Source organism: Glaciibacter kafniensis (genome assembly GCF_039538945.1).
GTDB lineage: Bacteria > Actinomycetota > Actinomycetes > Actinomycetales > Microbacteriaceae > Cryobacterium > Cryobacterium kafniensis.
This window is the reverse complement of record NZ_BAABCN010000004.1, coordinates 226,012-247,746: the sequence shown is the minus strand read 5'-3', so window position 1 is coordinate 247,746 and position 21,735 is coordinate 226,012. Positions and strand designations below refer to the sequence as shown.

Below are 21,735 nucleotides of genomic sequence, written 5' to 3'. Positions count from 1 at the left end.
TTGCCGCGACTGCACCGAGCCGATGGGGATAACAGCGGCAATGGTACGGCTCTGCCGGTTACAGTGGAATGTCCCTCTCGCGTCCATCGAAAGTTCCCCGTGACCCCGATTTCACTCTCCGCCGAACAGGCCGAGGTTTTCGCCGCGATTGAGGGCACCAAACAGAACCTTTTCATCACCGGCCGAGCCGGAACCGGAAAATCGACGCTGCTGAATCACCTGTCCTGGAACACCAGCAAACAGATTGTGATCGCGGCGCCCACGGGCGTTGCAGCGCTGAACGTCGGCGGCCAGACCATCCACTCGCTGTTCCGTCTTCCCATCGGTGTGATCGCCGACCACGTCATCGACCAGCCCGACTCGGTGCGCAAGATCCTCAACACCATCGACACTCTCGTCATCGACGAAGTATCGATGGTCAACGCCGATTTGATGGATGCGATCGACCGCAGCCTGCGTCAGGCCAGGCAGCGTCCCCACGATACGTTCGGCGGGGTACAGATCGTGCTGTTCGGTGACCCGTACCAGTTGGCCCCTGTGCCGGGTGACTCCGACGAGCGCGCTTACTTCGCCGACACCTATCGTTCGCTCTGGTTCTTCGACGCCAAGGTGTGGCGCGACGCCGACCTGCGCATTTTCGAGCTGACCGAGATTCACCGCCAGCACGACGCCGACTTCAAACACATGCTCAACGCCGTGCGCCACGGTCAGGTCACGGCCGAAATCGCCGGGGCGTTGAACGCGGCCGGCGCCCGCACCCCGCCGAGCGAGGGCGTGATCACCCTGGCCACGCGCAACGACGCGGTCAACCGCATCAACGCCGAGGCGCTCAAGCGACTGTCGGGGCGTGCCCTGACCGCCAAAGCCGAGGTGACCGGTGATTTCGGCGGACGCACATTCCCCGCCGATGAGACTCTCGAGCTCAAGGTCGGTGCGCAGGTGATGTTTCTGCGCAACGACGCCGGCCACGAGGGTGGGCCGCGGTGGGTGAACGGCAGCATCGGCACCGTGACGAAGATCGACTCCACGGTGTTCGTCGACATCGATGGCGAGACCCACGAGGTTGAACCGGCCATCTGGGAGAAGTTCAAGTACAGCTACGACCCGACAACGAAGAAGCTGAGCAAGGATGTCGTGGCCGAGTTCACCCAGTTTCCGTTGCGGCTGGCGTGGGCGGTCACCATTCACAAGTCGCAGGGCGCGACCTATGAGCGGGCGATCGTCGACTTGGGGGCGCGGGTGTTCAGCCCCGGACAGACCTACGTCGCGCTCAGCCGCCTGACCAGCCTCGACGGCCTCTACCTGAGTCGCCCGCTTCGCCCATCGGACATCATCGTTGATCCGAACGTGCGGCGGTTCATGCAGATTCCCGCACAAGACTAGTTCGCTCGGGGGAACTGCCCCCTGAAGTTGTGGCGCATTCGAGGGTCATGATCATTCGATCGGATGACGTGCTCACACATCCGCGCCGATAGAATTTGCTCAAGACAAGTCAGAGATGTGCGCGGGGGTGCCATGAATTACCGAGTGAGCGATCGACGGGCCATCGGCCTACTCGCTGTGGTGATCAGTGCCACCCTGCTGCTCTCCGGCTGCACTCTCGCGGCCGACGCGAAGACGTCGGAGCGCGCAGAGGCGACGACACCCTTCTCTTCTGAGATCACCGGCCAACTCGAGGCGGCGCTCACCGGCGCGATGACGCAGGCCGGCGCATCCGGTGCAATCGTCGGAGTCTGGGCGCCGTGGGCCGGTGCCTGGACTGCAGCGCCCGGAACAACGACGTTGACCGGGCACGAGAAGCTGTCGACTGACATGCGGTTTCGCATCGGCACCAACACCACCGCGATGACCTGCACCGTGCTGCTGAAACTTGTCGAAGAGAAGCGAGTCGCTCTCTCCGACCCGGTCTCGAAATACCTCGAGCGGGTGCCGGGGATTGACGACATCACGCTGGGTCAGCTCTGTCAGAACACTTCGGGCCTGGCCGACTACACCGGTCAATTGGGCGCTCAGTTCGTGAACAACCCCACCCGCGACTGGCCGCCTCTTGAGGTGGCGTCGGCCGGTATGGCGGCCGCGCGCACAGCGAAGCCGGGCGGCGGATTCACCCCGTCGAACACCGGAATCGTGCTGTTGGGCATGGCGCTCGAAGTGGCGACGCACCAGGACTGGGACACGCTCTTTCAGAAGTACATTTTTGAACCGTTGAACCTGACGTCGACCAGTTTTCCTGGCCCCAATGAACTCAGCATCCCGGGCTCCCACCCGCACGGCTACGCCGCGAGCCTGGGTCAGGGCGGCCAGCTGGTCTGCGAATCAGTACTCGACGAGACCCAACTGTCGAACTCGATGGCCGGAGTCGCCGGCGGCGTGGTGTCAACGGTGTCCGACCTGAAGGTCTGGGCGCAGGCGCTGGCTGAGGGGCAGCTCCTGTCGAAGAAAACGACGGATGCCCAGTGGGCGACGATCCCAGCCGGCGCGAACACGGTCTCCTGGAACACATACGGGCTGGGGGCATCCCAGCTGGGCCCGTTGCGGGGGAGCGACGGAAGCATCCCCGGATTTCTGTCGGCCACGTATGCCGATCCGGTCAGCGGCTTAACCATCGTCGTGATGCTCAACAACTCAACGGCCGGTGCCTCGTTCGCGAAGAATCTTGCCCTGCAACTCGCCTCGATTGCGGCTGCGGCTCCCGCGGTCGGATCAGCCACCGCGCCGACGATCACCCTGCCGTGGTCAGAGGCCGACACAGTGCAGGCGCTGGCATCAACCCCCGCGTGCCCGCCCGTCGAGGCGGCTCCGGCCGGTTGATGTATTGGTCGAACGTGGCGGGAGTTCGACGCTCGATGGCGTTTTCTGCCGGGCCATGCGCATCCGCTCGCCCCTAGGCTGGGCGCATGACGCTGATCCCCGATACGAAAGACTGGACGTGGGTGCTCGAGCGCCCCTGCCCCGAGTGTGGCTATGACGGGCGTGCGGTTCAATTCGCCGACATTCCTGCACTCGTCGGTGCGAACGCTGCCGAGTGGCAGCGCGTACTTGAGCGACCCGACGTGCGCGAGCGGCCGAACTCGACGACCTGGTCGGCGCTCGAATACGCGGCCCATGTGCGCGATGTGTTTAGCGTCTTCACCGCGCGCCTCGAGCTCATGCTCGCGCAGGACAACCCTGATTTTGCGAACTGGGACCAGGATGCGACGGCGCTCGCCGAGCGGTATGACGAGCAGGATCCGCAGGTGGTTGCGACCGAGCTCGCCGACGCGGCTCAGCATGCCGCCGAATCTTTCGCGTTAGTGCCGGAGGCGGAACTCGGGCGCACCGGGCGCCGGAGCGATGGCGCCGTGTTCACCGTCTCGTCGCTCGGGCGCTACTTCGTGCACGACCCAGTGCATCACCTGCACGATGTCGGAGGGCGCTGAGGCCAAAGCGCTAACGCGCCGAATTCGCGCTGCGCGGGTCGAGCGCCGCCGCGCGCGTTGGCGCCGGTCAGCGCAGCGGCGCTCGACCCGCGCGGCTCCGATTCCGTGGGTCGAGCCTGCCGGCGCGAGCTCAGACGTCGGCTCGCTGGATTTCGACAGGCTCGATCAACGGTGGTGGCTCGAACCGGGGTGGGTTTAGTACCAGTTCATCGACTGCGAGTGACCCCACGCGGAGCAGGGCGTGCCGTAGGAACTCTTGATGTAGCTGAGCCCCCAGGAGATCTGCGTCGCAGCGTTGGTCTCCCAGTCGCTGCCTGCCGTGGCCATCTTGCTGCCGGGAAGAGCCTGCGGGATGCCGGTGGCGCCGCCGTCGGCGTTGTACGCGGTGTACGACCAACCCGACTCCTTCTGCCAGAGCTGGTTGAGGCAGCTGAACTGCGACTCATCCCAGCCATACTGCGATGCAGCCATGTCGCGTGCGACGGCGCGGGCGCCATCCGGAGTTCCGGCGGCGGCCAGGGCAGCAGCCTGTGCAGCAGCCTGTGCGGCGGCTTCAGCGGCGGCTGCGGCGGCCTGTTCAGCCGCAACACGGTCGGCTTCGGCGGTGGCGGCCTGAGTTTGAGTCGCTTCTGACGACGTCTGCTTGGCCAGGGCGAGCACGGTCGGCGTGTCGAGAGAGTCGTAGTTCGACAGTGAGGCGACCGAGGAGGCCAGCGGGGTGGCGTCGACCTTGTTCTGCGCGGAGGCGAGCACCTGATTCGCGTGGCCGAGCGTCGTATCCGCCTGGAAGACGGTCTGCGCGCGCACGAGCTTGGCGTCGTACTGCTTCTGCTGCTCCTTGAGTGAGCTCGCAGTTGCGGCGGCATTCGCCTGGGATGACGCATTCGCCGAGAGGGCGACAGCGCTGGTGCCGGCCACGAGGCCGACAGCCACGATCGAGGTCGCAATCAGCACCTTCGCGCGGCGCGGGCGACGAAGGGTGGGGCCGGGGCGGATGCCGGTGAGGCGGGTAAACAGGGTGGGGCGGGTGGAATCGGGGGGAGTGATCTGCATAACTTCCAGCTGGCGTGATGGTCGGGAATCGCAAGTCCGACCGGCCAATAATCGATGTGACGCGGTCTCATCTAGCCGCGCAGGCGAAGTTGCAAGTATGCACAGGCAGTCTGGACGATTCCTCACGTTTCACTGTGCGAAGCATGCGCACGCATAAATGTGGGGGAGTCTGACCGTGTCGGGTGAAGCTACTTTCCGCCATTCAGTGGCATGGTCAACGCCTGCAGCACGAGGGGGAGCGTGCGCATTGCGTAGGGAGAGGTGGCCACGCTGGGGGTGGGGTCTTTCGACAGAATCGATTCCTGCATGGCCGATTCGCAGAGTTCGATGATGATGCGGGTCGCGTCGACGGAATCCATCGAAAATTTCAGCCCGACACGGGCCAGAGCCTCGTCGAGCCTGGCGGCCAGTCGCACGCGAAAGTCGCGTTCACAGGCCAGGTAGCGGGGCGCCTGCTCGGTGTCGCGCATGGCGTTCAGACGAAACTCCGACTGCATTAACGTCTGGTGCCCGCCGTCGCCTGAGTCGGGTGACACCATGGCAGGTTCTCGCAGTCTGTGAGAAAGTGGCGGCGGAAAGGAAATCTCCATGACGGCGATCCTGGTCACCGGCGGCACCGGCACTCTCGGTGTGCCGACGGTTGCCGCACTGCGCGCGGCTGGCCAGTGGGTGCGGGTGCTCAGCCGCCGCACCGGCCCCGGCCTGACGACGGGTGACCTGCTGGCCAACGTCGGCCTGCGTGAAGCGCTCGACGGAGCGCACACCGTCGTTCACCTCGCCACGGCCGGCAACAAAACGGATGTCGACGCCGCGAGAAATCTCTTCGCCGCGGCCCGGCAGGCCAAGATTTCACATCTCGTGCTGATCTCCATCGTGGGTGTCGACCAGATTCCGCTGCCCTACTATCGCGACAAGGTGACGATCGAGCGACTGCTCCTGGATTCAGGACTGCCGCACACGATTCTGCGCTCGTCCCAGTTCCATCCGCTCCTCGACCGAATCTTCTCGGTGCAACATCGCATGAGTGTTGTGCTCGCCCCGACGTTTCGGGTGCAGCCGATCGACACGGCGGAGGTGGCCGCTCGTCTGACCGAACTGACGCTCGGGCCGCCATCCGGACGCGTCGCCGACGTGGCCGGACCTGAGCAGCGCCGCGGCACCGAATTCGCCCGCCTGTGGGCACGTGCCGGAGGGCTCAACCGACCTGTCGTGCCGCTCCTGCTTCCCGGCCGCACCTTTGGTCGTTTTGCCGCAGGCCACGCCCTCGTCGATGGCCCGCCCTATGGTCGAATCACGTTTGCCCAGTACCTGGCGAACCGGCCGCCGCGCGAGTTCTGACCGGGCGGATTCCGCGGTGTCCTGAGCGCGAGACCCTGAACAGGGTTGAGAGAAGGCCACGAGAGCGGCTCGCCAACGCCGAAGCGTCAGCGAGCCGCGAGCTCCCGGGTAGTGTGGTCGACCCGCAGGTCAGCTCATCGCACGCGCTTTGAGGGCTGCGTACTCGTCAGGGGTGATGGTGCCGTTGTCGAGCAGCGCCTTGGCCTTGGCGATCTCATCCGCCGAGCTCGAGCTGGCCACCTCGCGAATGTAGCTGTTGGTCGCGGATTGGGCCTCCCGAGCGCGTTGTTCTGCGCGCTCATTCATGCCAGGAGCGCGGGCGATCACATAGACGAGCACAGTGAGGAACGGAAGGAAGATCAAGAAAATGATCCACAGTGCCTTCCACCATCCGTTCAGCTTGTGGTCGCGGAACAGGTCGGTGATGACCGCGAAAATAGCCATCAGGTAGGCGATGAACGCGAAGCTCCAGAAGAAAATCCAAATAATGTTCCAGAAGCTGTCCCAGAAGCTCATAGTGAGTCCTTTCACATATTTATCCCCAACGGATGGATTCAGAGTGTCGTGCGCCGAAAAGGGCCGCCTCATCCATGACGGGTGAGTTAGGTGGCCGCGACCGGCGGTATCGGCACGATTGCCACGGAAGCTTCTCACCCGTTTGTGGTGAGACGGGGGTTGACGCGACACGTTGACTGGCTACTATCAGGAATGAATAGGTGGGGCTATTTCATCGTTTCACCGTCGCGGGAGTTCTCTGAGGAGGAACAGTGCCCAAGACTCGGCCATACAGGGTGAACGAGTCGATTGTGCTTGCTGTTCCACGCCCCCCGCACCTCGTGCAGGCTCGACCTCGGCTGACGCTGACATCGAACCGTTCCGTCGTTACCGAGGTCTGGGCATCGGCGGGTGCCGGAAAGACCACCCTGCTCTCGCTCTGGGCTCAGGACGTGCTGGCCAGCGGCGAAACTGTGGCGTGGGTGGGCCTCACGCCCGGTGACGGACCACGTCCTTCGCTGTCCAGCCTGGTGAGGGAGTCGGTGCGGCGCGGCGCACTGCACACACTCGACGAGGGCAAGCCAGATGCGGGCAGCGCGAGTGCCGTGACCGAGCTCAACGCTCACGCTGATACCGGGGCCATCGATATCGTGTCCCACGCCGGTGAACCGCTGACGCTGATCTTCGATGACCTGCACCAGATCAAGAGCCACACTGACAGCGCCTGGCTGCTCAGCCTCATCCAGGAGAAGCAGCCGTCAGTGCGCATCATTCTGGCCGGCCGATATCCACCCTCGACGCTCGCCAAACGCAGTCTGATGCCTGACTCCGTTGAGTATCGGTCGCGCGACCTCGCGTTCACCAGGGAAGAGGCGCGGGAGTTCTTCACCGTGCGCAGCGGAGCACTCGACGAGGTCGAACTTGACGCCGCGTGCACGCGCACGGGCGGCTGGGCCGCGGCCTTGGCACTGCTGGCCGGTTGGATGCGTGGGGCCGAGTCACCGCAGCGACTTCCCCGCAATTTCAGCGGCGACCACCGCGCAATCGCCGACTACCTGGTGAGCGAAGTGCTCGACCAGCTCTCAGCAGGTGACCGAGAGTTTCTCCTGACGACCTCGGTCGTTGATTCAGTCACTCTGCCGTTCGCAGTGTTTCTGACCGGGCATGACGATGCCGGAGACATCCTGGACCAGCTCGAAAACCATACGTCGTTGGTCAGCCATCGAGACGACGGCGAAAGCGTCTACACCTACCACCCCACACTTCTCAGTTACTTGCGTGCCGAGCTTCGCCGACGAGACTTCGGTGGTTTCACGCGCAGTGTGTCGGCCGCATCACAGTGGTATCGCCGCCACGGCCGCGCCGACTTGGCGCTCGAACTCTGCCTCCGATCCGATCACACCGGCGACCTGCTTGAGGCCCTCAACGACGCCGGGGTGCCGCTGGTGTTCGACGGCCAAGCCGAACTTGTCGTGCGCGCCTTGGGTGCGCTGGATCGCGCGCGTCTCCACTCCACGACGACGCATGTGCTGAACGCGTTGGTGTCTGCGCCCTACTTTCCCGATCAGGTGCGAGTCGATCACCATCTCGCTGCCGCTGCTCCCACTATTGAGACAGCACCCATCGCCGTGCGGCTGATTTTCGCGACTCTGGCGGTGTTGCGCGCACAAACGCCAGACGTGGCGACGGCAAAGCAAGCGTTGGAGCGGGTCGAAGCCGATGTTCCGAGCGACGAGGATGCCGAGGGCGTGGCAGGAGGCCTCGCCTACGACGCGGTGCTGTTCTCGCGCCTCGCCCGCGCCGTGTGCTTCGAAGCGGACGCTGACTTCGAGGGGGCGCTCGGTGTCTTACACGACGCGGTAGAAAGCTCACGGTTCTCCTCGCACCCCTGGCTTCACCTGATCCTGCTCGAAGCCGCATCGACGGTTGCCGCGCGACAGGGGAGATGGCCGGAAAGTTCTTCGCTTCACGAGGAAATGGCCACACTGTCGAGCGCAGAGGGGCAGCCGACGAACCTTGTCGAGGCCCACGTGCAGTTCGCTGTGTCGGCACGGGAGTTCGAGCGTCTCGACTCCGATCATCTGGAAGCCCAGCTTGATGATCTCATCGCCGCGCTTCCGTTCGACCTGGCCCCCGGGGTGATGATTCCGGCCCGCGCACTCCGTTTTCTTCACCAGCTCGACGCCCACGAGCATCCGCGCACCACCATTGACGATCTCGACCGCTTGCTCAGAGCACACGCACATTCGCACCCCAATACCCTGGCCCTCTGTTCTTTTCGCTACGTCGCAGCCATGCTTCACCTTCACGACCGGCACCAGGCAAAGCTTGCCGTTGATCTCGTCACTGACGAGTTGGGCGACGCATCGTTGGAGTCGGCGCTCGCTGTCGCCCAGTACAACTCGTCGGCAGGTCGGCAATCGAAAGTCGAGGGAACTCTTGAAGAGGCGCTCGGCTCCTCCCGCCAGATTTGGAACGGCACAACACCCGTGTACGGCTGGATTCTTCTGGCCGACTGGGCTGAACTCTCCGGCCGCACAACGCGAGCCGACTCCCTCATCGTGAAGGCTCTGGAGATCGCCGAGTTGATGCAGACCCGCCGGCCGTTTGTCGCAGAGGAGCAGCGAGGAGTGCGCCTCTTGGAGGCCCGCGTCGGCAGGCTCGGCTCGCATGACGACTTCGCCAGGTCGATCACCGATGCCGCGGCACTTCTCGCCCCGCCGAGCCAGCCGCGCTCGCCGGATGCCGCCTACTTCACTCCCAAGGAACGCGAAATCCTGCGGGAGCTCCCACGCCATCAAAGCGTGAGCGAGATCGCGGCGAAGCAACAGCTCAGCCCGAACACAATCAAGACGCATATGCGGTCGATCTACCAGAAGCTCGGGGTGAGTGGCAGAGCCGACGCGGTCGAGCAGGCGGAGGCACACGGCCTGCTCTAGTACAGCTCTCGCGGGCCGCGGTGCACGTTCGTGTGGATGATGGCGCTTCCGGTGCGAAACTCGCCCGGATCAGGCGAGGTTTTGTTGTGCGCGGCGGCGCACAGTTGCAAGCAACAACCTCAGTCACTGGAGACAGATGTCCACCCGATACGAGATTCGAATCGCATGTGCGCTCTCTGAGACCATTCGCACTGCGTTCTCCGAGCTGCGTGCCGTCGAGTTGTCGCCCACGAGCACGCTGCTGACCGGGGACATCCGCGACCAATCAGAACTTCACGGCCTTCTCGCCCGCATCGCCGATCTCGGCATCGACATCACCGAAGTTCGCACTCAACCGTGAATCTCGACAGCCTGTGGACCAGCTGCGCGGGTCGGATGCCGTCGCGCGCGTCGGCCCCGGCTAGCGCAGCGGCAGCCGACCCGCTTGGCAGGCTTCACCCGCATCGGGCGAAGAGCAAACCGCCCCGTTAGTTCACGCTTGCCTCATCCCACCGCGCAGCGTGAGCACCGCGCAGCTTCAACATCTGAATCGAGGTCCACCTCCCATGACCGAATACGCCTACGGCCCCGTCGAGATCCTGCTCCTCGGATTCGACGGCAACCAACCGAGGGCCGCCCTGCGGGAAGCCCTCGCCGACCTCGTTGTTGAGGGCAGCATCCGATTGCTCGATCTGTTGCTGGTCAGTGTCGATGAGACGGGTGGGATCAGCTCGGCCGAGCTCGAAGACGGTGCCGATGGATATGGGCTGGGCGGTTTAGTGCTCGCCGCCTCTGGCGTGGCCGCCGACGAGGACATCCTCGAGATGGCCGCCCACCTCGCCCCTGGCACCTCGGCGGCACTCGCGGTGATTGAGCACACCTGGGCCAGGCAGCTGGCGTCTGCGCTCGCCGAATCGGGCGGCTATGTCATCCATACCGACCGGATTCCGGCTCCCGTGGTCAACGCGGCGCTCGCAGAACTCGCCGACTAACACTCACCCGCTCAGCACCCATCACCCCGTAGAAGGAGCCGTCATGCCACTCTTCAGACGATTCGGACGCCCTGGCTTGCTCGGTCTGGCCGCCGGAACCGCGGTCGTTGCCGGAACTGCCACCGCCGTGCGCGGCGGAATGATGCGCCACCAGCAACAGCAGGCCACCCAGCAAGACGAGGCCGCTCAGTACGAGGCGCAGCAGCAACAGGCGCAGTACGCACAGCAGCAGTACGCGCAGCAGCAGGCCCAGTATGCGCAGGCAGCGCCGCCGCAGGCCGCAGCGCCGGCCGACCCGATGATCGCTCAGCTGCAGCAGCTCGGCACCCTCCATGCGCAGGGCGTGCTCTCCGACGAGGAATTCACGGCGGCGAAGGCGAAGTTGCTCGGTTGAGGCCGGCATCCGTCGCCGAGCTTGACCGTTCCGGTCGAGTTTGAGCGGCACAACGGGGGACCTCGACCGGAAGCGTCAACCTCGGCGAGACCCGGTCACCGAATCTGGACCGGTAGTCGAGCCTGTCCTCACACAATCACCGAATGCGCTCGATCACCGAGCGCCGGCTAGAAGCTGTCGAAGCCCTTGCCGATCATCACCACGCCGATGACAAGCAGCAGCACGCTCATCACCGTCGCGTTGTTGTGCACCAACCAGGTGCGCAGCTTCTCGAGAGGACTGGCCATCTTGTCGGCGGCGATCAGATAGGCGATCACCGGCACAGCGACAGTGCAACCGGCCAACACGGTGAAGATGAGGATGACGCCGATCTTCTCCCCGACGCTCAGGCTCGCGGCGCCGATCGAGACTCCGGCGGCGATCCCCATCAGCAGGTTCTTGGGGTTCACAGCGGCGAGCAGAAAACCAAGCCCGAACCCCTTTCCGGCCGTCATGCTGTCGATCGCCTGCATCCACTTCGGCAGGGCCGGCTCCTCGTCACCGTGCGGGCGACTGCGCCACTGCTTGACCGCGAGCAGCAGCAGAAGCACCGCCAGAATGAGCTGGATGGTGCCCTTGATCGGCTGCGAGGCGTCGGCGTTGCTCTCGGGGATCACCGATGACAGCAGGGTGAACACCGATACCGCCACGATGATGCCGAGCAGCCAGCCGACGAGGAACCCGACGCTCGTTTTCCGCGCCTTCGGGGAGAGCAGCATCAGAATCGCCGCGATAATCGGGATCGGGCTGATCGCAATTCCGAGGGCGAGCGGGAGTATCGATCCGATGACGGCGAGCATCATTCCTCCTGAGGTTGGCGCTGCGGTTGGCGCTGAGGGTCAGCGAAGGCGGCAATGGCGGCACGATTTGTGCCGAAACTGGTGGTTCCCTCGATCAGGTCGAAGTGCGCGAGCCGATCACGAATCTCAGGCCGCATTCGGCTGTAATGCACCTGAATTGACTTTTCCTTGAGCCAGGTCAGCAACTCGCCGAAGCCCTCCGCACCCGTGACGTCGATGTCGGTGACGGCCTCAAGATCGAAGACCAGGTGGCTGACGCTCCCCGCACCGGCCCGCGTGACGGCCTTTCGTGCGGCATCCTCAAGCACCCCGACGTTGGCGAAGAAGATGGGGGCGGCGAAGCGCAGCACGATGACGCCCGGTGCCGTCATGGTCACGGTCGGCTCCAGGGGGAGCAGCGAGCTGTCTGGAGAGTCATTGGCGCTCAGGATGTCGACGGCCGGGTTCGCCGCCCGGCGGGCGAGGTTGATCAGTGAGAGCACGAATGCGATCACGATCCCGGCGATCGGTCCGAGCAGCAACGCCCCGAGAAAACACGCGGCACCGACGAGAAACTCGAACTTCTCGAGCTTCCACAGCGAGCGAAACTCCGAGATTCCCAGCAGCGGGATCACGGCGACAGCAACGATGGCCCCGATTGCAGGTGACGGGACGTTTTCAAGGAGTGAGGTGCCGAAGAGCATCAGAAGCAGTGTTCCCACGCCGACGATAACCGAGGGGAGTTGAGTGCGGGACCCGGCCTGGTCCATCGCGGCCGTGCGTGAGGTCGACGAGCCGATCGCGAAACCGCCAGAGACGCCCGCGGCGAAGTTCGACACCCCGAACGCCATCAGATCGCGATTCGGGCTGGTCGGGTAGCCCCGTTTCTCGCCATAGCTGCGCGACACCAACAGTCCCTCACCCATCGTGACAAGGGTCAGCGCAATCGCCGATGGGATCAGCTGCAACCACAATGTCCAGCTGATCACTGGCCAGGTGAAGCTGGGCGCGCCAGCGTCGACGTGCCCGAGCACCGCCACGCCGGCATCCTTCAAATCGGCGGTGACCACGAGAATCGTCGCGCCGATCAACACGATCAGCGCCCACGGGACAGCACTCGCGAACCGGCGACCGAGCACGAGCACGAGTACGGCGGCCACCGACATGGCGAGTGAGGTCAGGTTGGTGGTGCCGAGTCCAGAGATCAGTCCGCTCACCTTGTCGACGAACTCGCCACCGCTGTCGATCTTCACGCCTAGCATCTTGGCGATCTGGCTGACCAGGATGTCGAGGGCGAGGCCGCCGACGAAGCCGATCAGGATCGGCTTCGAGAGAAAGTTGGCCAGAAAGCCGAGTCTTAACACGGAGGTGAGCGCGAACATGATGCCGCACAAGATGGCCTGGGCGAAGGCGAGAGTCAGATAGTCGGCGCTCCCGGCGAGGGCAAGGCCGCCAAGAGAGGATGCCACGAGGGCTGCCGCCGCGGCATCCGGTGATGCCACCAATTGCCGGGACGACACGACAAACGCATAGACGATGGCCGGCACGATGAGGGCGTAGAGGCCGGCAGTTGGGGGGGAGTCCGGCGATCTGTGCGTAGCCGATGTTGAGGGGAACCGCGATGGCGAGGAGGGTCACGCCGGCGAGAGCTTCGGTGCCTGAGTTCTTCAGGGTCAAGCCCGGGAGCGGTCGATAGGCCATGTCCCCTCCTCAGCCGGCCGCATCACGCGGTGACATCTCAGTTTTACGGGAGCGAGCCAAACGGCTCGCCACCCGATCCGGGTGAGGTGAGTGCTGGTCGAAGCAGAGAAAGTTGCAGAAGGGCGAGTCACGGGCTGCGGCGGGTCACAGGCTGCACTGCGAGATGAATGGAGAAACGATCACCATGCAATCCCTGGGTTCGTGGCGCGACGGTGAAACACGCAGCGCGATCGTCGACTTTGTCGAGCGGGTGACCGGCAACGGCCCCGACGCGGTTGCGCAGCGGGAACGCGTTGCGGTGTTCGACAACGACGGAACGCTGTGGACCGAGAAGCCGATGCCCACCCAGCTTCACTACATCCCCCTGCAGTGGGCGGCTGCGGCTGCAGCCGACCCGGCTCTGGCGCCGGAACAGCCGTATCTGTCCGCGGTCACGAGGGACTTTGCCTGGCTCGGGGCGGCCTTGAACAACCACTACGCCGGCGATGACACCGACGTGAAGGTGATGATCGGGGCCATCCCGCGGTCGACGGCGAATCTGAGTGTTCGCGAGTATGCCGCATCCATTGCCGACTTCTATCGCACCGCCAAGCACCTCACTCTCGGTCAGTCCTACCAACAGGCGGTGCTTCAGCCGATGCTCGAGCTGCTGCGCTACCTGGAGGCGAACGGTACCGTTTTCGCCGGCGCTACCGGAGCACCCGGCGCCGCTGTGACCACACCCGCCGACGGCGCCGGCGCCGCCTCCGGAGCCTGAGATGACGCATCCGCCCGACACCGCGAGACCGTCAGGCACACGGGTGCGTCGTGCCTGGCTCGTCCCCACGCTTGTCGGGTACAAGCCCGCCTGGATCGGCCGCGACGCGCTCGCCGGGTTGAGTGCAGGAGCCGTCGTGATTCCGCAGGCGATGGCCTACTCGACGATTGCGAATCTGCCCGTGCAGATCGGCCTCTACACCTGCATGGTGCCGATGCTGGTCTACGCGCTGATCGGTGGTTCGGCGGCCATGAGTGTGTCGACGACGTCGACCATTGCGACGCTCACGGCGACGACGCTGGTGACGGCGGGTGTCGCGGCCGGATCGCAGGATGCCCTCAACGATCTGGTCACCCTCACCGTGATTGTCGGGATCATCCTGGTGGTCGCGCGCGTGTTGAAGCTCGGCTCGCTCGTCGAGAACATCTCCGAAGCGACGATGATCGGCATCAAGGTGGGGGTCGGGGCGACTGTCGCGGTCGGCCAGCTGCCGAAATTGCTCGGCGTCGAAACCAATTTCAGCGGTCACGGTTTCATCAGGTCGATCGTTGCCACAATCGAGGCGATTCCCAACGCGAACCTGGCCACCGTCGTGCTGTCGGCGTCGAGCATCGCCGTGCTGCTGCTGATGTCGCGCTTCACCCCGCGGTTGCCCGGCCCCTTGATCGTTGTCGTGGCCGGCATCCTGCTTGCCGCATTCACCGGGATCGTCTCTATCGGCGTTGGGCTGATTCCCCCGGTTCCGAGCGGGTTGCCGACGCCCGTCATTCCGACGTTCCAGGACACCGGCGCCATGATCCCGGGGGCGCTGGCCATTGCAGTGATGGCATTCCTCGAGTCAGCGTCGGTCGCGCGGGGCATCCGTCAAGCGGGCGACCCGCAAGTCGACAGCGACCGGGAGCTGCTGGCCACCGGCGCGGCCAACTTCATCGGTGCGTTCTTTCAGAGCATGCCGGCGGCCGGCGGGTTTTCGCAGAGCGCGGTCAACCAGAAGGCAGGGGCCCGGTCGCAGCTGGCGACCATGGTCACGGTGGTGCTTGCGGTGGCCGTTGCCCTCTTTCTCGGCCCAGTGCTCCGACTTCTGCCACAGGCCACGCTGGCCTCCATCGTGTTTGTGGCGGTGATCGGGCTGATCGACGTGAAGAGTCTGAGGCGACTGGCGCGGCTCAGCCCGGTCGAGTTCTGGATCGCACTCGTCACCGCTGTCGTCGGTCTGACCGTCGGGTTGCTCCCCGCCGTCGCCGTCGGGGTGGTGCTCACGCTGGTGATGGTGCTGCACGAGTTGAATCGGCCGCGAGTGGATGTGCTCAGCTCGCAACCGGGAAAACTCGCGTTGAAGCTGGACTCGCCGCTCTACACGGCGAATGTGCTCTCAACGATCCGGGCGCTGCAGGGCGAGATCGACACGGCGGGGCGGCCGGCCCGTGTCGTTCTCGATGTGTCGGTGCTCCGCATCCTGACCGTGATGGTCATCGACTCCTTCACTGATTTCGACCGCGAAATGGCGGGGCTCGGGGTGGAGCTGCACTTCGCCGGGCTGCCCGACGCCGCTCTCGAGCGCGCACGCAAGACCGCCTGGTGGCAGGCCGTGGAGGAATCGCATCGGGCGCACGCGAGCGTCGAGGAGGCGCTCTCCGAGGAGTAGCTGAGCTCGGTCTCGCCCGACGGCCGTGGTGGGTCGCGCGGGTCGGGTGCCGTCGCGCGGGTTGGCCCCAGCTAGCGCTGCGGCACCCGACTAGCGCGTCGTCACGCGAACACTGTTCGGTGGCAACTAACGCAGGTCGCGACTCAGGCGCAGTCCGAACGGATGCGGGCCGAGGAAGTACCAGACGAGCGCTCCGATGAACGGGGCGGCGATCACTCCGATCACCCAGACCAGCTTCTCGACGTCGACCAGGTCGGGCGAGCGCATGATCTGCATCAGCGCGTAGACGATTGCGCCGAGATAGGCAGCGGCAACGACCGCTACGAGAAGAAAAACGAACAGTGCTGCGACGTCCATCGGGAGGCCTCCTTGGGTACTTCACGTTAGGGGGAGCGACTGCGTTGCGTCAATCATTGGCGTTTTCGGCGGCCGTGCCGCGGTTCCGTGGGCTGCGGCGCGCGTGATCCCGCCTGGCGTGCGGAAGCTCCCACGCGATGGGATTCTCCGCGCCAGAGTTCGCGAGCTCCGGCGAGCTAGTAGGTGAGCAACCCGTTCTCGTAGGCGTAGATGACGATCTGCACCCGGCTCTGCAACGTCAATTTGCTCAGGATGGCGCGAACATGCGACTTCACCGTCGCCTCGCTGACAAACGCGGCGGTGGCGATCTCCGCATTGCTGAGTCCGCGTGCGGTCAGCAAGAAGATCTCCCGCTCGCGCGGGCTGAGCGCTTCGATGGCCAGTTCCAGTGGGCGGTCTGAGCTGCCCGGCGCTGCCGCGAACTCCCGCACGAGGTCGAAGGTGGCCTTCGGGGCCAGCACCGCCTTGCCGGAGTTCACTGTCCTGATCGCGGCAAGAATGAACTCCGGGGTCGCATCCTTGGTGATGAAACCGCTCGCGCCCGTGCGAATCGCCCGGTAGACCGCCTCATCACGCTGAAACGTGGTCAGGATGATGACGCGCGGCTGCGTGTCGTCGGCCGCCTTCGTTTCGGCCCGCATGTCGAGGTTCGGCTTCTCCTCGGCCTGCTGTCGAGCGGTCACCGCCGCGACGATGCGGGATGTCGCTTCGATGCCGTCGAGAATGGGCATGCGGATGTCCATCAGCACGATGTCGGGGTTGGTGCGTGCGACGACCTCGACGCCGCTGTGCCCGTCGGCGGCGGTGCCGACCACCTCGAGGTCGGCCTGCGATTCGAGCAGCATCTGCATGCCCGAGACGAACAACGCCTGATCGTCGACGATGACCACGCGGATGCGGGGCGCGGGAGCCTTCACGCTGTCAACTCCGGCAGGGGACTGCGAGGTTCGAGCGCATCCGAACCGGTCGGCAAGAAGACCGTCACCAAGAAGTCGGAATCCGGGCCCTCTGACGCGCCGGCCGTCAGCCAGCCGCCGGCCAGGCGCGCGCGATCCTTCATTCCACGGATGCCGTGGCCAGAGACCGGCTGCTCCGTCGCGATGAGGGCGGGTCGGCGCTCGGCGTCGCATCGCGAACTGACGGTGAGCGCGAGACCCGGCCCGCGCCAGTCGAACGAGATTCGTGTCGGGGAGGTGCGCCCCGAGTGTCGGAGCGCGTTCGTCAGGCACTCCTGCACGATGCGGAACAGGGCCAGTTGCTGTGCCGGCGTCATCGGCTTGGCTGGGCCGAAATGCTGGACCTCGACGGCGAGACCGGCGGCTGAGACCCGCGCGACCAAGGAATCGAGGTCTGACAGGTTGGGCTGAGGTTCATCACCGGGTTCTTCACGGAGCCCCTCGATAAACGTGCGCACGTCGATGAGAGACGACCGGGCGGCATCCGAAATGGCCTCGAGGGCAACCCGGGTGGCCTCCGGCTTCGCGGCGCTGATGAACCGGGCACCATCGGCCTGAGCGATCACGACAGAGAGTGAATGCGCGAGAACGTCGTGCACCTCACGGGCGATTCTGTCTCGTTCTTTCACGATCGTGAGTTCGGTTTCGGCCCGGCCGAGGTCGGCCGAGGTCTGGCTGAGCAGGATGCGGCTGCGTTGCTGCACGACGTACAGCCGCACGGCATAGCCGGCAGCCCAAGCCCCCGCGTAGAGGAAGAAGGCGACGATCGCCGCGACGAAGTAGGTTCCAATGATCTGCCTGCTGTTGTTTCCTTGGCCAGTCCACGAGGTCCAGCCCCAGGGGCTCACCCAGCTGGGAACCACCATCAAGAAGGCGATGACTGCGGCAATCGGAACACCGAGGGTCAACGCGACCACTGGGAGTCGGCCGTTGCCGTTTCGGGCGACGAGAAAGTTCACGATCATGATGCCGAAGTAGACCGGCCAGGTCGTGGATTCCGGCGGCGGCAAAACCGTGGCGAGCTGCAGCACCAGCAGGAGTCCCACGAGGCAGAGGGAGACGAGCGGCCAGATTCGCCCGACGGCGATCGCTATCGCAACGAGCACCATCATCGTCAGGCCGAGCGGGCCCTGGATGCGACCGGCTTCGGCGATGATCCACAGCGTCAAGAAGACGGCGGCGATCGCCGGTTCGAGCAGCGCGCGCAGTGCGGTCAGGAGGGAGGGCATGGCCCCACGATATGGGCAGCGGGCGGTCGGCGTGGGCCGGTGTGTCGAAAATCCTCCGAACTGATGACCGACACTGCACCGCATCCGCTACCAGCGCGTGCGCCCAAATCGTCGCCTCGCGACGCCGGGACGCGACGATTTGAGCGCACGCGTGGGTCGGCGAGGCGAGGGCGCGGCCAAAAAGGCGCGGTCTACAAGCCGCCGGCGACGCGAATCACGGTTCCGGTGGCGTAGCCGGCGTCGTCGGAGAGGAGCCAGGCCACGGCGCCGGCGATCTCTTCCGGCTGACCGGCGCGGCCCAGCGGCACCGTCTCGGCCACCCGGGCCGGCCGCTGGGGGTCTTGGTGAAAGTCGGTCCAGATGGTGCCGGGCGCCACCGCATTCACTCGGATACCAAGTGCAGCCACCTCCTTCGCCAGACCAACGGTGAGCGCGTCGACCCCCGCCTTTGCCGCCGCGTAGTGCACGTAGGAACCGGCCGATCCCAGGGTGGCCGCCGCGGAGGAGATGTTGACGATGGCCCCGCCGCCCGTCGGCGTCATGGCCCGGATCGCATACTTGGCACAGGCCAGCACACCGACCAGATTCACGTCGAGGTCACGGCGGATCGCCGCCAGGTCGTTGTCGGCCAGCGTGCCGACGGCGCACACCGAACCGGCATTGTTCACCAGGCCGGTGACGATGCCAAGTTCGGCGGCCCGCTCAAACAGAGCGATGACCGAGCTCTCATCCGTCGTGTCGACCGCCACGGTCAGCGCGCGGCGCCCCGCAGCACGGATGTCGGAGGCGACGCGATCGGCCGCCGCCGCGTCATTCCGGTAGCCGACCACCACGTCGTGCCCCTCGGCCGCCAATCGGCGACAGATCGCCGCGCCGATTCCGCGACCGCCTCCGGTGACGACCGTCAGTTTCGGTGGCCGGGATTCAGCCGCGAGGGTCGGCTGGGCGGTCTTCGGCTGGGTGGCGGTCATCGCTTGACCGCCTGCAAGGTGTAACTGAGCGGCATCCGCCATGGTTCGCGGTCGAGGCGCCATTCGCCGTCTTCGCCACAGACCATCTGGCCGGGGAGCGCCTCCCACGGCACGCTCTGATGCTCGACCAAGCCGGTGATCTCCATCCCGTGGCGGAGCAGGGCCGTCACGATCTCGCCCATGCCGTGGTTCCACTCGTGAGTCGTTGTCGCGGTGACGCGCTGGTCAGTGTCGACGTAGGTGGTGTCGTCGTCGAAGACCAGCGGCTCGTCGCGTTCGAAGTACGGGTAGACGATGTGCAGACTGTCGCTGATGTCTTCATCGGTGGCCCAGAGCACCGGATGCCCCTCCCGAATGAAGAGGCGTCCGCCCGGTTTCAACAGCGCGGCAACGGTCTCGGCCCAGCGTTCGATGCTCGGCAGCCAGCAGAGCGCCCCGATGCCGGTATAGACCAGGTCGAAGGACTCCGCGGTGAGCACGCCAGTCACTTGGTAGACATCGGCCTCGACGAAGTCGACATCGTTGTTGCGGCGCTCGCCGCGAGCTGGCGTGCTTCAACCAAGGCGGCCGGCGAGAAGTCGAGACCGGTCATCCGGGCGCCGAGCCGGGAGAGCGACACGGTGTCGGTGCCGATGTGGCACTGCAGATGCACGCCGCGGAGCCCACGGATGTCGCCGAGCAGCGGCAGATCGAAGCGCACCACCGACGAGAGAAAGTTCGGGTCTGCCGTGAAAGCACCCACGGAATAGTCGGCAGAGGCCGCGTGCAGGGGTGCCCGGTCGTTCCAGTTGGCTTTGTTGACGGCAAGGTAATTGCTCACGAGGCTTCGACATCCTGATCTGCCCGAGTGTCGAGCCTTGCAGGCTATCAAAGCAGTGAGTTCAGGGCCAGTGCAGGTGGGCTCAGGGGGAAGGAGATGGCGCGGCCGGCTGCTCCAACGTGGCCGCAAACGTCGCCGGAAAGTTGTCGAGCCAGGCCCAGTGTTGGGTGGGCCAGCTGACGACGAACGCGCGTCCGACGACGGCGTCGAGGGGCACGAAGCCGGTCGGGGCATCCGACTTCAGAAAGTGGTACGCCGAGTCCGCCGAGTTGAACCGGTTGTCACCCATCACCCACAGATTGTCGGAGGGAACCGTGACGCTGAACGGGGACTTCGTCGCCGCGGAGTCCTCATCGGGCAGCTGAATGTATGGCTCATCGAGGGGAACGCCGTTGACACTCAGCTGCCCGGTCGCCGTGCAGCAGACGACCGTGTCGCCCGGAAGCCCGATGACCCGCTTGATGAGGTGGTTGTCACTGTCGGATGCACTCAGGCCGACGAAGGTCAGCGCGCCGTCGAGCATCCCGGCGAGGCCGGCCGCTGGTGGCGCAGGCGGAGCGAGCCATCCGCCGGGATCCCGAAAGACCACCACGTCGCCGTGCTCGATCGGCATCACGGAGGGAACGAGCTCGTTCACGAGGATGCGGTCGTTGACCTGAAGGGTGTTCTCCATCGATTCCGACGGGATGAAGAATGCCCGAATCAGAAACGCTTTCACGAGCGCAGAGACAAGAATCGCGACGAGCACGATGACGATGAGGTCGCGCACGAACCGGAAGGTGCTGGAGCGCGGTTTTCTCGGTCTGACGCTTCGTGGCCCAGGCTGCGGTGAAGTCTCGGCGAACGTCATGGCCTGATCCTACGAGCTGATGGGCGCCGGAGGGCGGACGTGTCGCACCCAATCTCGATCAGCCGACCGCACGCGCACGCCTAGCCAGCGGCATCCGTTCGGCATACTCTCCGACCAGTTGACGTCACCCTACAGAGCTGAGGATCGAAATGAGCAACACGCAAACTACTGCCGCACTCGCCGAATGGGAGCTCGCCGAGATCGAGAAAGCCAACGCGTCTGGGCGGGTGCCCGTTGTGTTCGTGCACGGTCTCTGGCTGCTCTCGAGCAGTTGGCAGAAGTGGCGTGATCTGTTCGAAGACAACGGCTATGCGACGCTGGCGCCGGGATGGCCGGATGACCCGGCGACGGTGGCCGAGGCCCGAGAGCATCCCGAGACGTTCGCTCACAAGATGGTGCAACAGGTCACAGACCACTACCTGGCCGCCATCGCCATGCTGTCGAAGAAGCCGGTGGTGATCGGGCATTCCTTTGGCGGATTGATCGCGCAGAAGATCGCCGGCGAGGGGGTCGCCGCCGCGACGGTGTCGATCGACAACGCGCCGTTCAAGGGAGTGCTGCCGTTGCCACTGTCGGCGCTGAAATCAGCGGCGCCGGTGCTCGGCAACCCGACGAATGCCGGCAAGGGGGTGGCGCTCACCTTCGACCAGTTCACCTACGGCTGGGCGAACAACCTGCCAGAAGATGAAGCGCGTGAGCTCTTCGAGACGTACCACGTGCCGGCGGCCGGGGCTCCGCTCTTTCAGGCGGCGACGGCGAACTTCAACCCGTTCGGCGGCGAGACGAAGGTCGACTCGAAGAACCCCGACCGCGGCCCACTGCTGATCATCGGCGGCGAGAAAGACAACACCGTGCCGCCGGCGATCACCAACGCCAGCTACAAGATTCAGGCGAAGAACCCGGGAATCACCGTGGAGACCACGATTCCGGGCCGCGGTCATTCGTTGACGATCGACAACGGTTGGAAAGAGGTGGCCGACGAGGCTCTCGCCTTTGTGCAGAGGTATGCGGAGGCCTAAGCA

At 65.1% G+C, this 21,735-nt stretch carries 23 protein-coding genes; 11 read left to right on the top strand and 12 right to left on the bottom strand.

The genetic code is table 11. The annotated features are described in order from the left end of the window. Nucleotides 1-99 precede the first annotated feature (99 nt). The 3 genes from ABD791_RS10470 to ABD791_RS10460 all read left to right on the top strand — a co-directional run bounded on the left by ABD791_RS10470 (nt 100) and on the right by ABD791_RS10460 (nt 3,419). On the top strand, nt 100-1,383 hold the full coding sequence (locus tag ABD791_RS10470; RefSeq protein WP_345065908.1) for an ATP-dependent DNA helicase: 1,284 nt from the start codon (nt 100-102) through the stop codon (nt 1,381-1,383). A gap of 144 nt (nt 1,384-1,527) precedes the next feature. Then, on the top strand, nt 1,528-2,811 hold the full coding sequence (locus ABD791_RS10465) for a serine hydrolase domain-containing protein (RefSeq protein ID WP_345065907.1): 1,284 nt from the start codon (nt 1,528-1,530) through the stop codon (nt 2,809-2,811). 86 nt (nt 2,812-2,897) lie between these two features. Next, the gene (locus ABD791_RS10460) at nt 2,898-3,419 is read left to right on the top strand and encodes a DinB family protein (protein ID WP_345065905.1); all 522 of its coding nucleotides are present in this window, start codon (nt 2,898-2,900) and stop codon (nt 3,417-3,419) included. A 195-nt stretch (nt 3,420-3,614) separates the two neighbouring features. Here the strand turns inward: ABD791_RS10460 and ABD791_RS10455 are convergent, their stop codons facing one another. Both ABD791_RS10455 and ABD791_RS10450 read right to left on the bottom strand, forming a co-directional pair. Beyond that, the gene (locus tag ABD791_RS10455; RefSeq protein WP_345065903.1) at nt 3,615-4,472 is read right to left on the bottom strand and encodes an aggregation-promoting factor C-terminal-like domain-containing protein; all 858 of its coding nucleotides are present in this window, start codon (nt 4,470-4,472) and stop codon (nt 3,615-3,617) included. Between the two features lie 188 nt (nt 4,473-4,660). Further along, nucleotides 4,661-5,011: a hypothetical protein gene (locus tag ABD791_RS10450; RefSeq protein WP_345065901.1), complete on the bottom strand. Its 351-nt coding sequence runs from the start codon at nt 5,009-5,011 to the stop codon at nt 4,661-4,663. 49 nt (nt 5,012-5,060) lie between these two features. Between ABD791_RS10450 and ABD791_RS10445 the strand changes: the two genes are divergently transcribed. Continuing rightward, nucleotides 5,061-5,810 (top strand): SDR family oxidoreductase, encoded by a 750-nt coding sequence (locus tag ABD791_RS10445; RefSeq protein WP_345065899.1) that lies wholly within the window; start codon nt 5,061-5,063, stop codon nt 5,808-5,810. Nucleotides 5,811-5,939: 129 nt separating this feature from the next. On the opposite strand, the gene ABD791_RS10440 is transcribed toward ABD791_RS10445, so the two are convergent. Next, nucleotides 5,940-6,326 (bottom strand): SHOCT domain-containing protein, encoded by a 387-nt coding sequence (locus ABD791_RS10440; RefSeq protein WP_345065898.1) that lies wholly within the window; start codon nt 6,324-6,326, stop codon nt 5,940-5,942. Between the two features lie 251 nt (nt 6,327-6,577). Between ABD791_RS10440 and ABD791_RS10435 the strand changes: the two genes are divergently transcribed. From ABD791_RS10435 to ABD791_RS10420, 4 genes are all read left to right on the top strand, one after another. After that, nucleotides 6,578-9,244 (top strand): winged helix-turn-helix domain-containing protein, encoded by a 2,667-nt coding sequence (locus ABD791_RS10435; protein ID WP_345065897.1) that lies wholly within the window; start codon nt 6,578-6,580, stop codon nt 9,242-9,244. Nucleotides 9,245-9,380: 136 nt separating this feature from the next. Then, on the top strand, nt 9,381-9,584 hold the full coding sequence (locus ABD791_RS10430) for a hypothetical protein (protein ID WP_345065896.1): 204 nt from the start codon (nt 9,381-9,383) through the stop codon (nt 9,582-9,584). Nucleotides 9,585-9,789: 205 nt separating this feature from the next. Next, on the top strand, nt 9,790-10,215 hold the full coding sequence (locus ABD791_RS10425) for a DUF6325 family protein (protein WP_345065894.1): 426 nt from the start codon (nt 9,790-9,792) through the stop codon (nt 10,213-10,215). 43 nt (nt 10,216-10,258) lie between these two features. Then, on the top strand, nt 10,259-10,609 hold the full coding sequence (locus tag ABD791_RS10420; protein ID WP_345065892.1) for an SHOCT domain-containing protein: 351 nt from the start codon (nt 10,259-10,261) through the stop codon (nt 10,607-10,609). A 167-nt stretch (nt 10,610-10,776) separates the two neighbouring features. Here the strand turns inward: ABD791_RS10420 and ABD791_RS10415 are convergent, their stop codons facing one another. Both ABD791_RS10415 and ABD791_RS10410 read right to left on the bottom strand, forming a co-directional pair. Next, nucleotides 10,777-11,451, bottom strand: coding sequence for a GAP family protein (locus ABD791_RS10415; protein ID WP_345065890.1), 675 nt, complete (start codon nt 11,449-11,451; stop codon nt 10,777-10,779). Next, complete coding sequence (locus tag ABD791_RS10410; RefSeq protein ID WP_345065889.1) at nt 11,448-12,974, bottom strand: SulP family inorganic anion transporter; 1,527 nt, start codon at nt 12,972-12,974, stop codon at nt 11,448-11,450. Before ABD791_RS10410 ends, ABD791_RS10415 begins: the two co-directional genes overlap by 4 nt. 317 nt (nt 12,975-13,291) lie before the next feature. On the opposite strand from ABD791_RS10410, the gene ABD791_RS10405 reads away from it, so the two are divergent. Together ABD791_RS10405 and ABD791_RS10400 are read left to right on the top strand one after the other, a co-directional pair. Continuing rightward, nucleotides 13,292-13,885, top strand: a complete 594-nt coding sequence (locus tag ABD791_RS10405) for a hypothetical protein (RefSeq protein ID WP_345065887.1) — start codon at nt 13,292-13,294, stop codon at nt 13,883-13,885. A gap of 1 nt (nt 13,886) precedes the next feature. Beyond that, nucleotides 13,887-15,530 carry a SulP family inorganic anion transporter gene (locus tag ABD791_RS10400; RefSeq protein ID WP_345065885.1) on the top strand — a complete coding sequence of 548 codons (1,644 nt, stop codon included), beginning with the start codon at nt 13,887-13,889 and terminating at the stop codon, nt 15,528-15,530. Nucleotides 15,531-15,656: 126 nt separating this feature from the next. Here the strand turns inward: ABD791_RS10400 and ABD791_RS10395 are convergent, their stop codons facing one another. From ABD791_RS10395 to lepB, 7 genes are all read right to left on the bottom strand, one after another. After that, nucleotides 15,657-15,887: a PLDc N-terminal domain-containing protein gene (locus ABD791_RS10395; RefSeq protein WP_345065883.1), complete on the bottom strand. Its 231-nt coding sequence runs from the start codon at nt 15,885-15,887 to the stop codon at nt 15,657-15,659. 176 nt (nt 15,888-16,063) lie between these two features. Next, entirely contained in the window at nt 16,064-16,738 is a 675-nt protein-coding gene (locus ABD791_RS10390; protein WP_425562247.1) for a LuxR C-terminal-related transcriptional regulator, read from the bottom strand. A gap of 62 nt (nt 16,739-16,800) precedes the next feature. Further along, nucleotides 16,801-18,072 carry a sensor histidine kinase gene (locus ABD791_RS10385; RefSeq protein ID WP_345065879.1) on the bottom strand — a complete coding sequence of 424 codons (1,272 nt, stop codon included), beginning with the start codon at nt 18,070-18,072 and terminating at the stop codon, nt 16,801-16,803. Between the two features lie 191 nt (nt 18,073-18,263). After that, nucleotides 18,264-19,043: an SDR family NAD(P)-dependent oxidoreductase gene (locus ABD791_RS10380; RefSeq protein WP_345065877.1), complete on the bottom strand. Its 780-nt coding sequence runs from the start codon at nt 19,041-19,043 to the stop codon at nt 18,264-18,266. Further along, nucleotides 19,040-19,522, bottom strand: coding sequence for a class I SAM-dependent methyltransferase (locus ABD791_RS10375; protein ID WP_345065876.1), 483 nt, complete (start codon nt 19,520-19,522; stop codon nt 19,040-19,042). The genes ABD791_RS10380 and ABD791_RS10375 overlap by 4 nt, the downstream gene beginning before the upstream one ends. Before the next feature lie 5 nt (nt 19,523-19,527). Beyond that, the gene (locus tag ABD791_RS10370; protein WP_345065874.1) at nt 19,528-19,863 is read right to left on the bottom strand and encodes a class I SAM-dependent methyltransferase; all 336 of its coding nucleotides are present in this window, start codon (nt 19,861-19,863) and stop codon (nt 19,528-19,530) included. 82 nt (nt 19,864-19,945) lie between these two features. Further along, nucleotides 19,946-20,713, bottom strand: a complete 768-nt coding sequence (gene lepB, locus ABD791_RS10365; RefSeq protein ID WP_345065871.1) for a signal peptidase I — start codon at nt 20,711-20,713, stop codon at nt 19,946-19,948. 149 nt (nt 20,714-20,862) lie between these two features. Between lepB and ABD791_RS10360 the strand changes: the two genes are divergently transcribed. Beyond that, nucleotides 20,863-21,732, top strand: a complete 870-nt coding sequence (locus ABD791_RS10360; RefSeq protein WP_345065868.1) for an alpha/beta hydrolase — start codon at nt 20,863-20,865, stop codon at nt 21,730-21,732. Nucleotides 21,733-21,735: the final 3 nt, after the last annotated feature.

Coding starts and splice junctions, on each gene's coding strand:
- ABD791_RS10460 (WP_345065905.1), top strand. CDS start 2,898: ATGACGCTGATCCCCGATACGAAAGACTGGACGTGGGTGCTCGAGCGC.
- ABD791_RS10455 (WP_345065903.1), bottom strand. CDS start 4,472: ATGCAGATCACTCCCCCCGATTCCACCCGCCCCACCCTGTTTACCCGC.
- ABD791_RS10450 (WP_345065901.1), bottom strand. CDS start 5,011: ATGGTGTCACCCGACTCAGGCGACGGCGGGCACCAGACGTTAATGCAG.
- ABD791_RS10445 (WP_345065899.1), top strand. CDS start 5,061: ATGACGGCGATCCTGGTCACCGGCGGCACCGGCACTCTCGGTGTGCCG.
- ABD791_RS10440 (WP_345065898.1), bottom strand. CDS start 6,326: ATGAGCTTCTGGGACAGCTTCTGGAACATTATTTGGATTTTCTTCTGG.
- ABD791_RS10430 (WP_345065896.1), top strand. CDS start 9,381: ATGTCCACCCGATACGAGATTCGAATCGCATGTGCGCTCTCTGAGACC.
- ABD791_RS10425 (WP_345065894.1), top strand. CDS start 9,790: ATGACCGAATACGCCTACGGCCCCGTCGAGATCCTGCTCCTCGGATTC.
- ABD791_RS10420 (WP_345065892.1), top strand. CDS start 10,259: ATGCCACTCTTCAGACGATTCGGACGCCCTGGCTTGCTCGGTCTGGCC.
- ABD791_RS10415 (WP_345065890.1), bottom strand. CDS start 11,451: ATGATGCTCGCCGTCATCGGATCGATACTCCCGCTCGCCCTCGGAATT.
- ABD791_RS10405 (WP_345065887.1), top strand. CDS start 13,292: ATGAATGGAGAAACGATCACCATGCAATCCCTGGGTTCGTGGCGCGAC.
- ABD791_RS10400 (WP_345065885.1), top strand. CDS start 13,887: ATGACGCATCCGCCCGACACCGCGAGACCGTCAGGCACACGGGTGCGT.
- ABD791_RS10395 (WP_345065883.1), bottom strand. CDS start 15,887: ATGGACGTCGCAGCACTGTTCGTTTTTCTTCTCGTAGCGGTCGTTGCC.
- ABD791_RS10390 (WP_425562247.1), bottom strand. CDS start 16,738: ATGCAGATGCTGCTCGAATCGCAGGCCGACCTCGAGGTGGTCGGCACC.
- ABD791_RS10385 (WP_345065879.1), bottom strand. CDS start 18,072: ATGCCCTCCCTCCTGACCGCACTGCGCGCGCTGCTCGAACCGGCGATC.
- ABD791_RS10380 (WP_345065877.1), bottom strand. CDS start 19,043: ATGACCGCCACCCAGCCGAAGACCGCCCAGCCGACCCTCGCGGCTGAA.
- lepB (WP_345065871.1), bottom strand. CDS start 20,713: ATGACGTTCGCCGAGACTTCACCGCAGCCTGGGCCACGAAGCGTCAGA.
- ABD791_RS10360 (WP_345065868.1), top strand. CDS start 20,863: ATGAGCAACACGCAAACTACTGCCGCACTCGCCGAATGGGAGCTCGCC.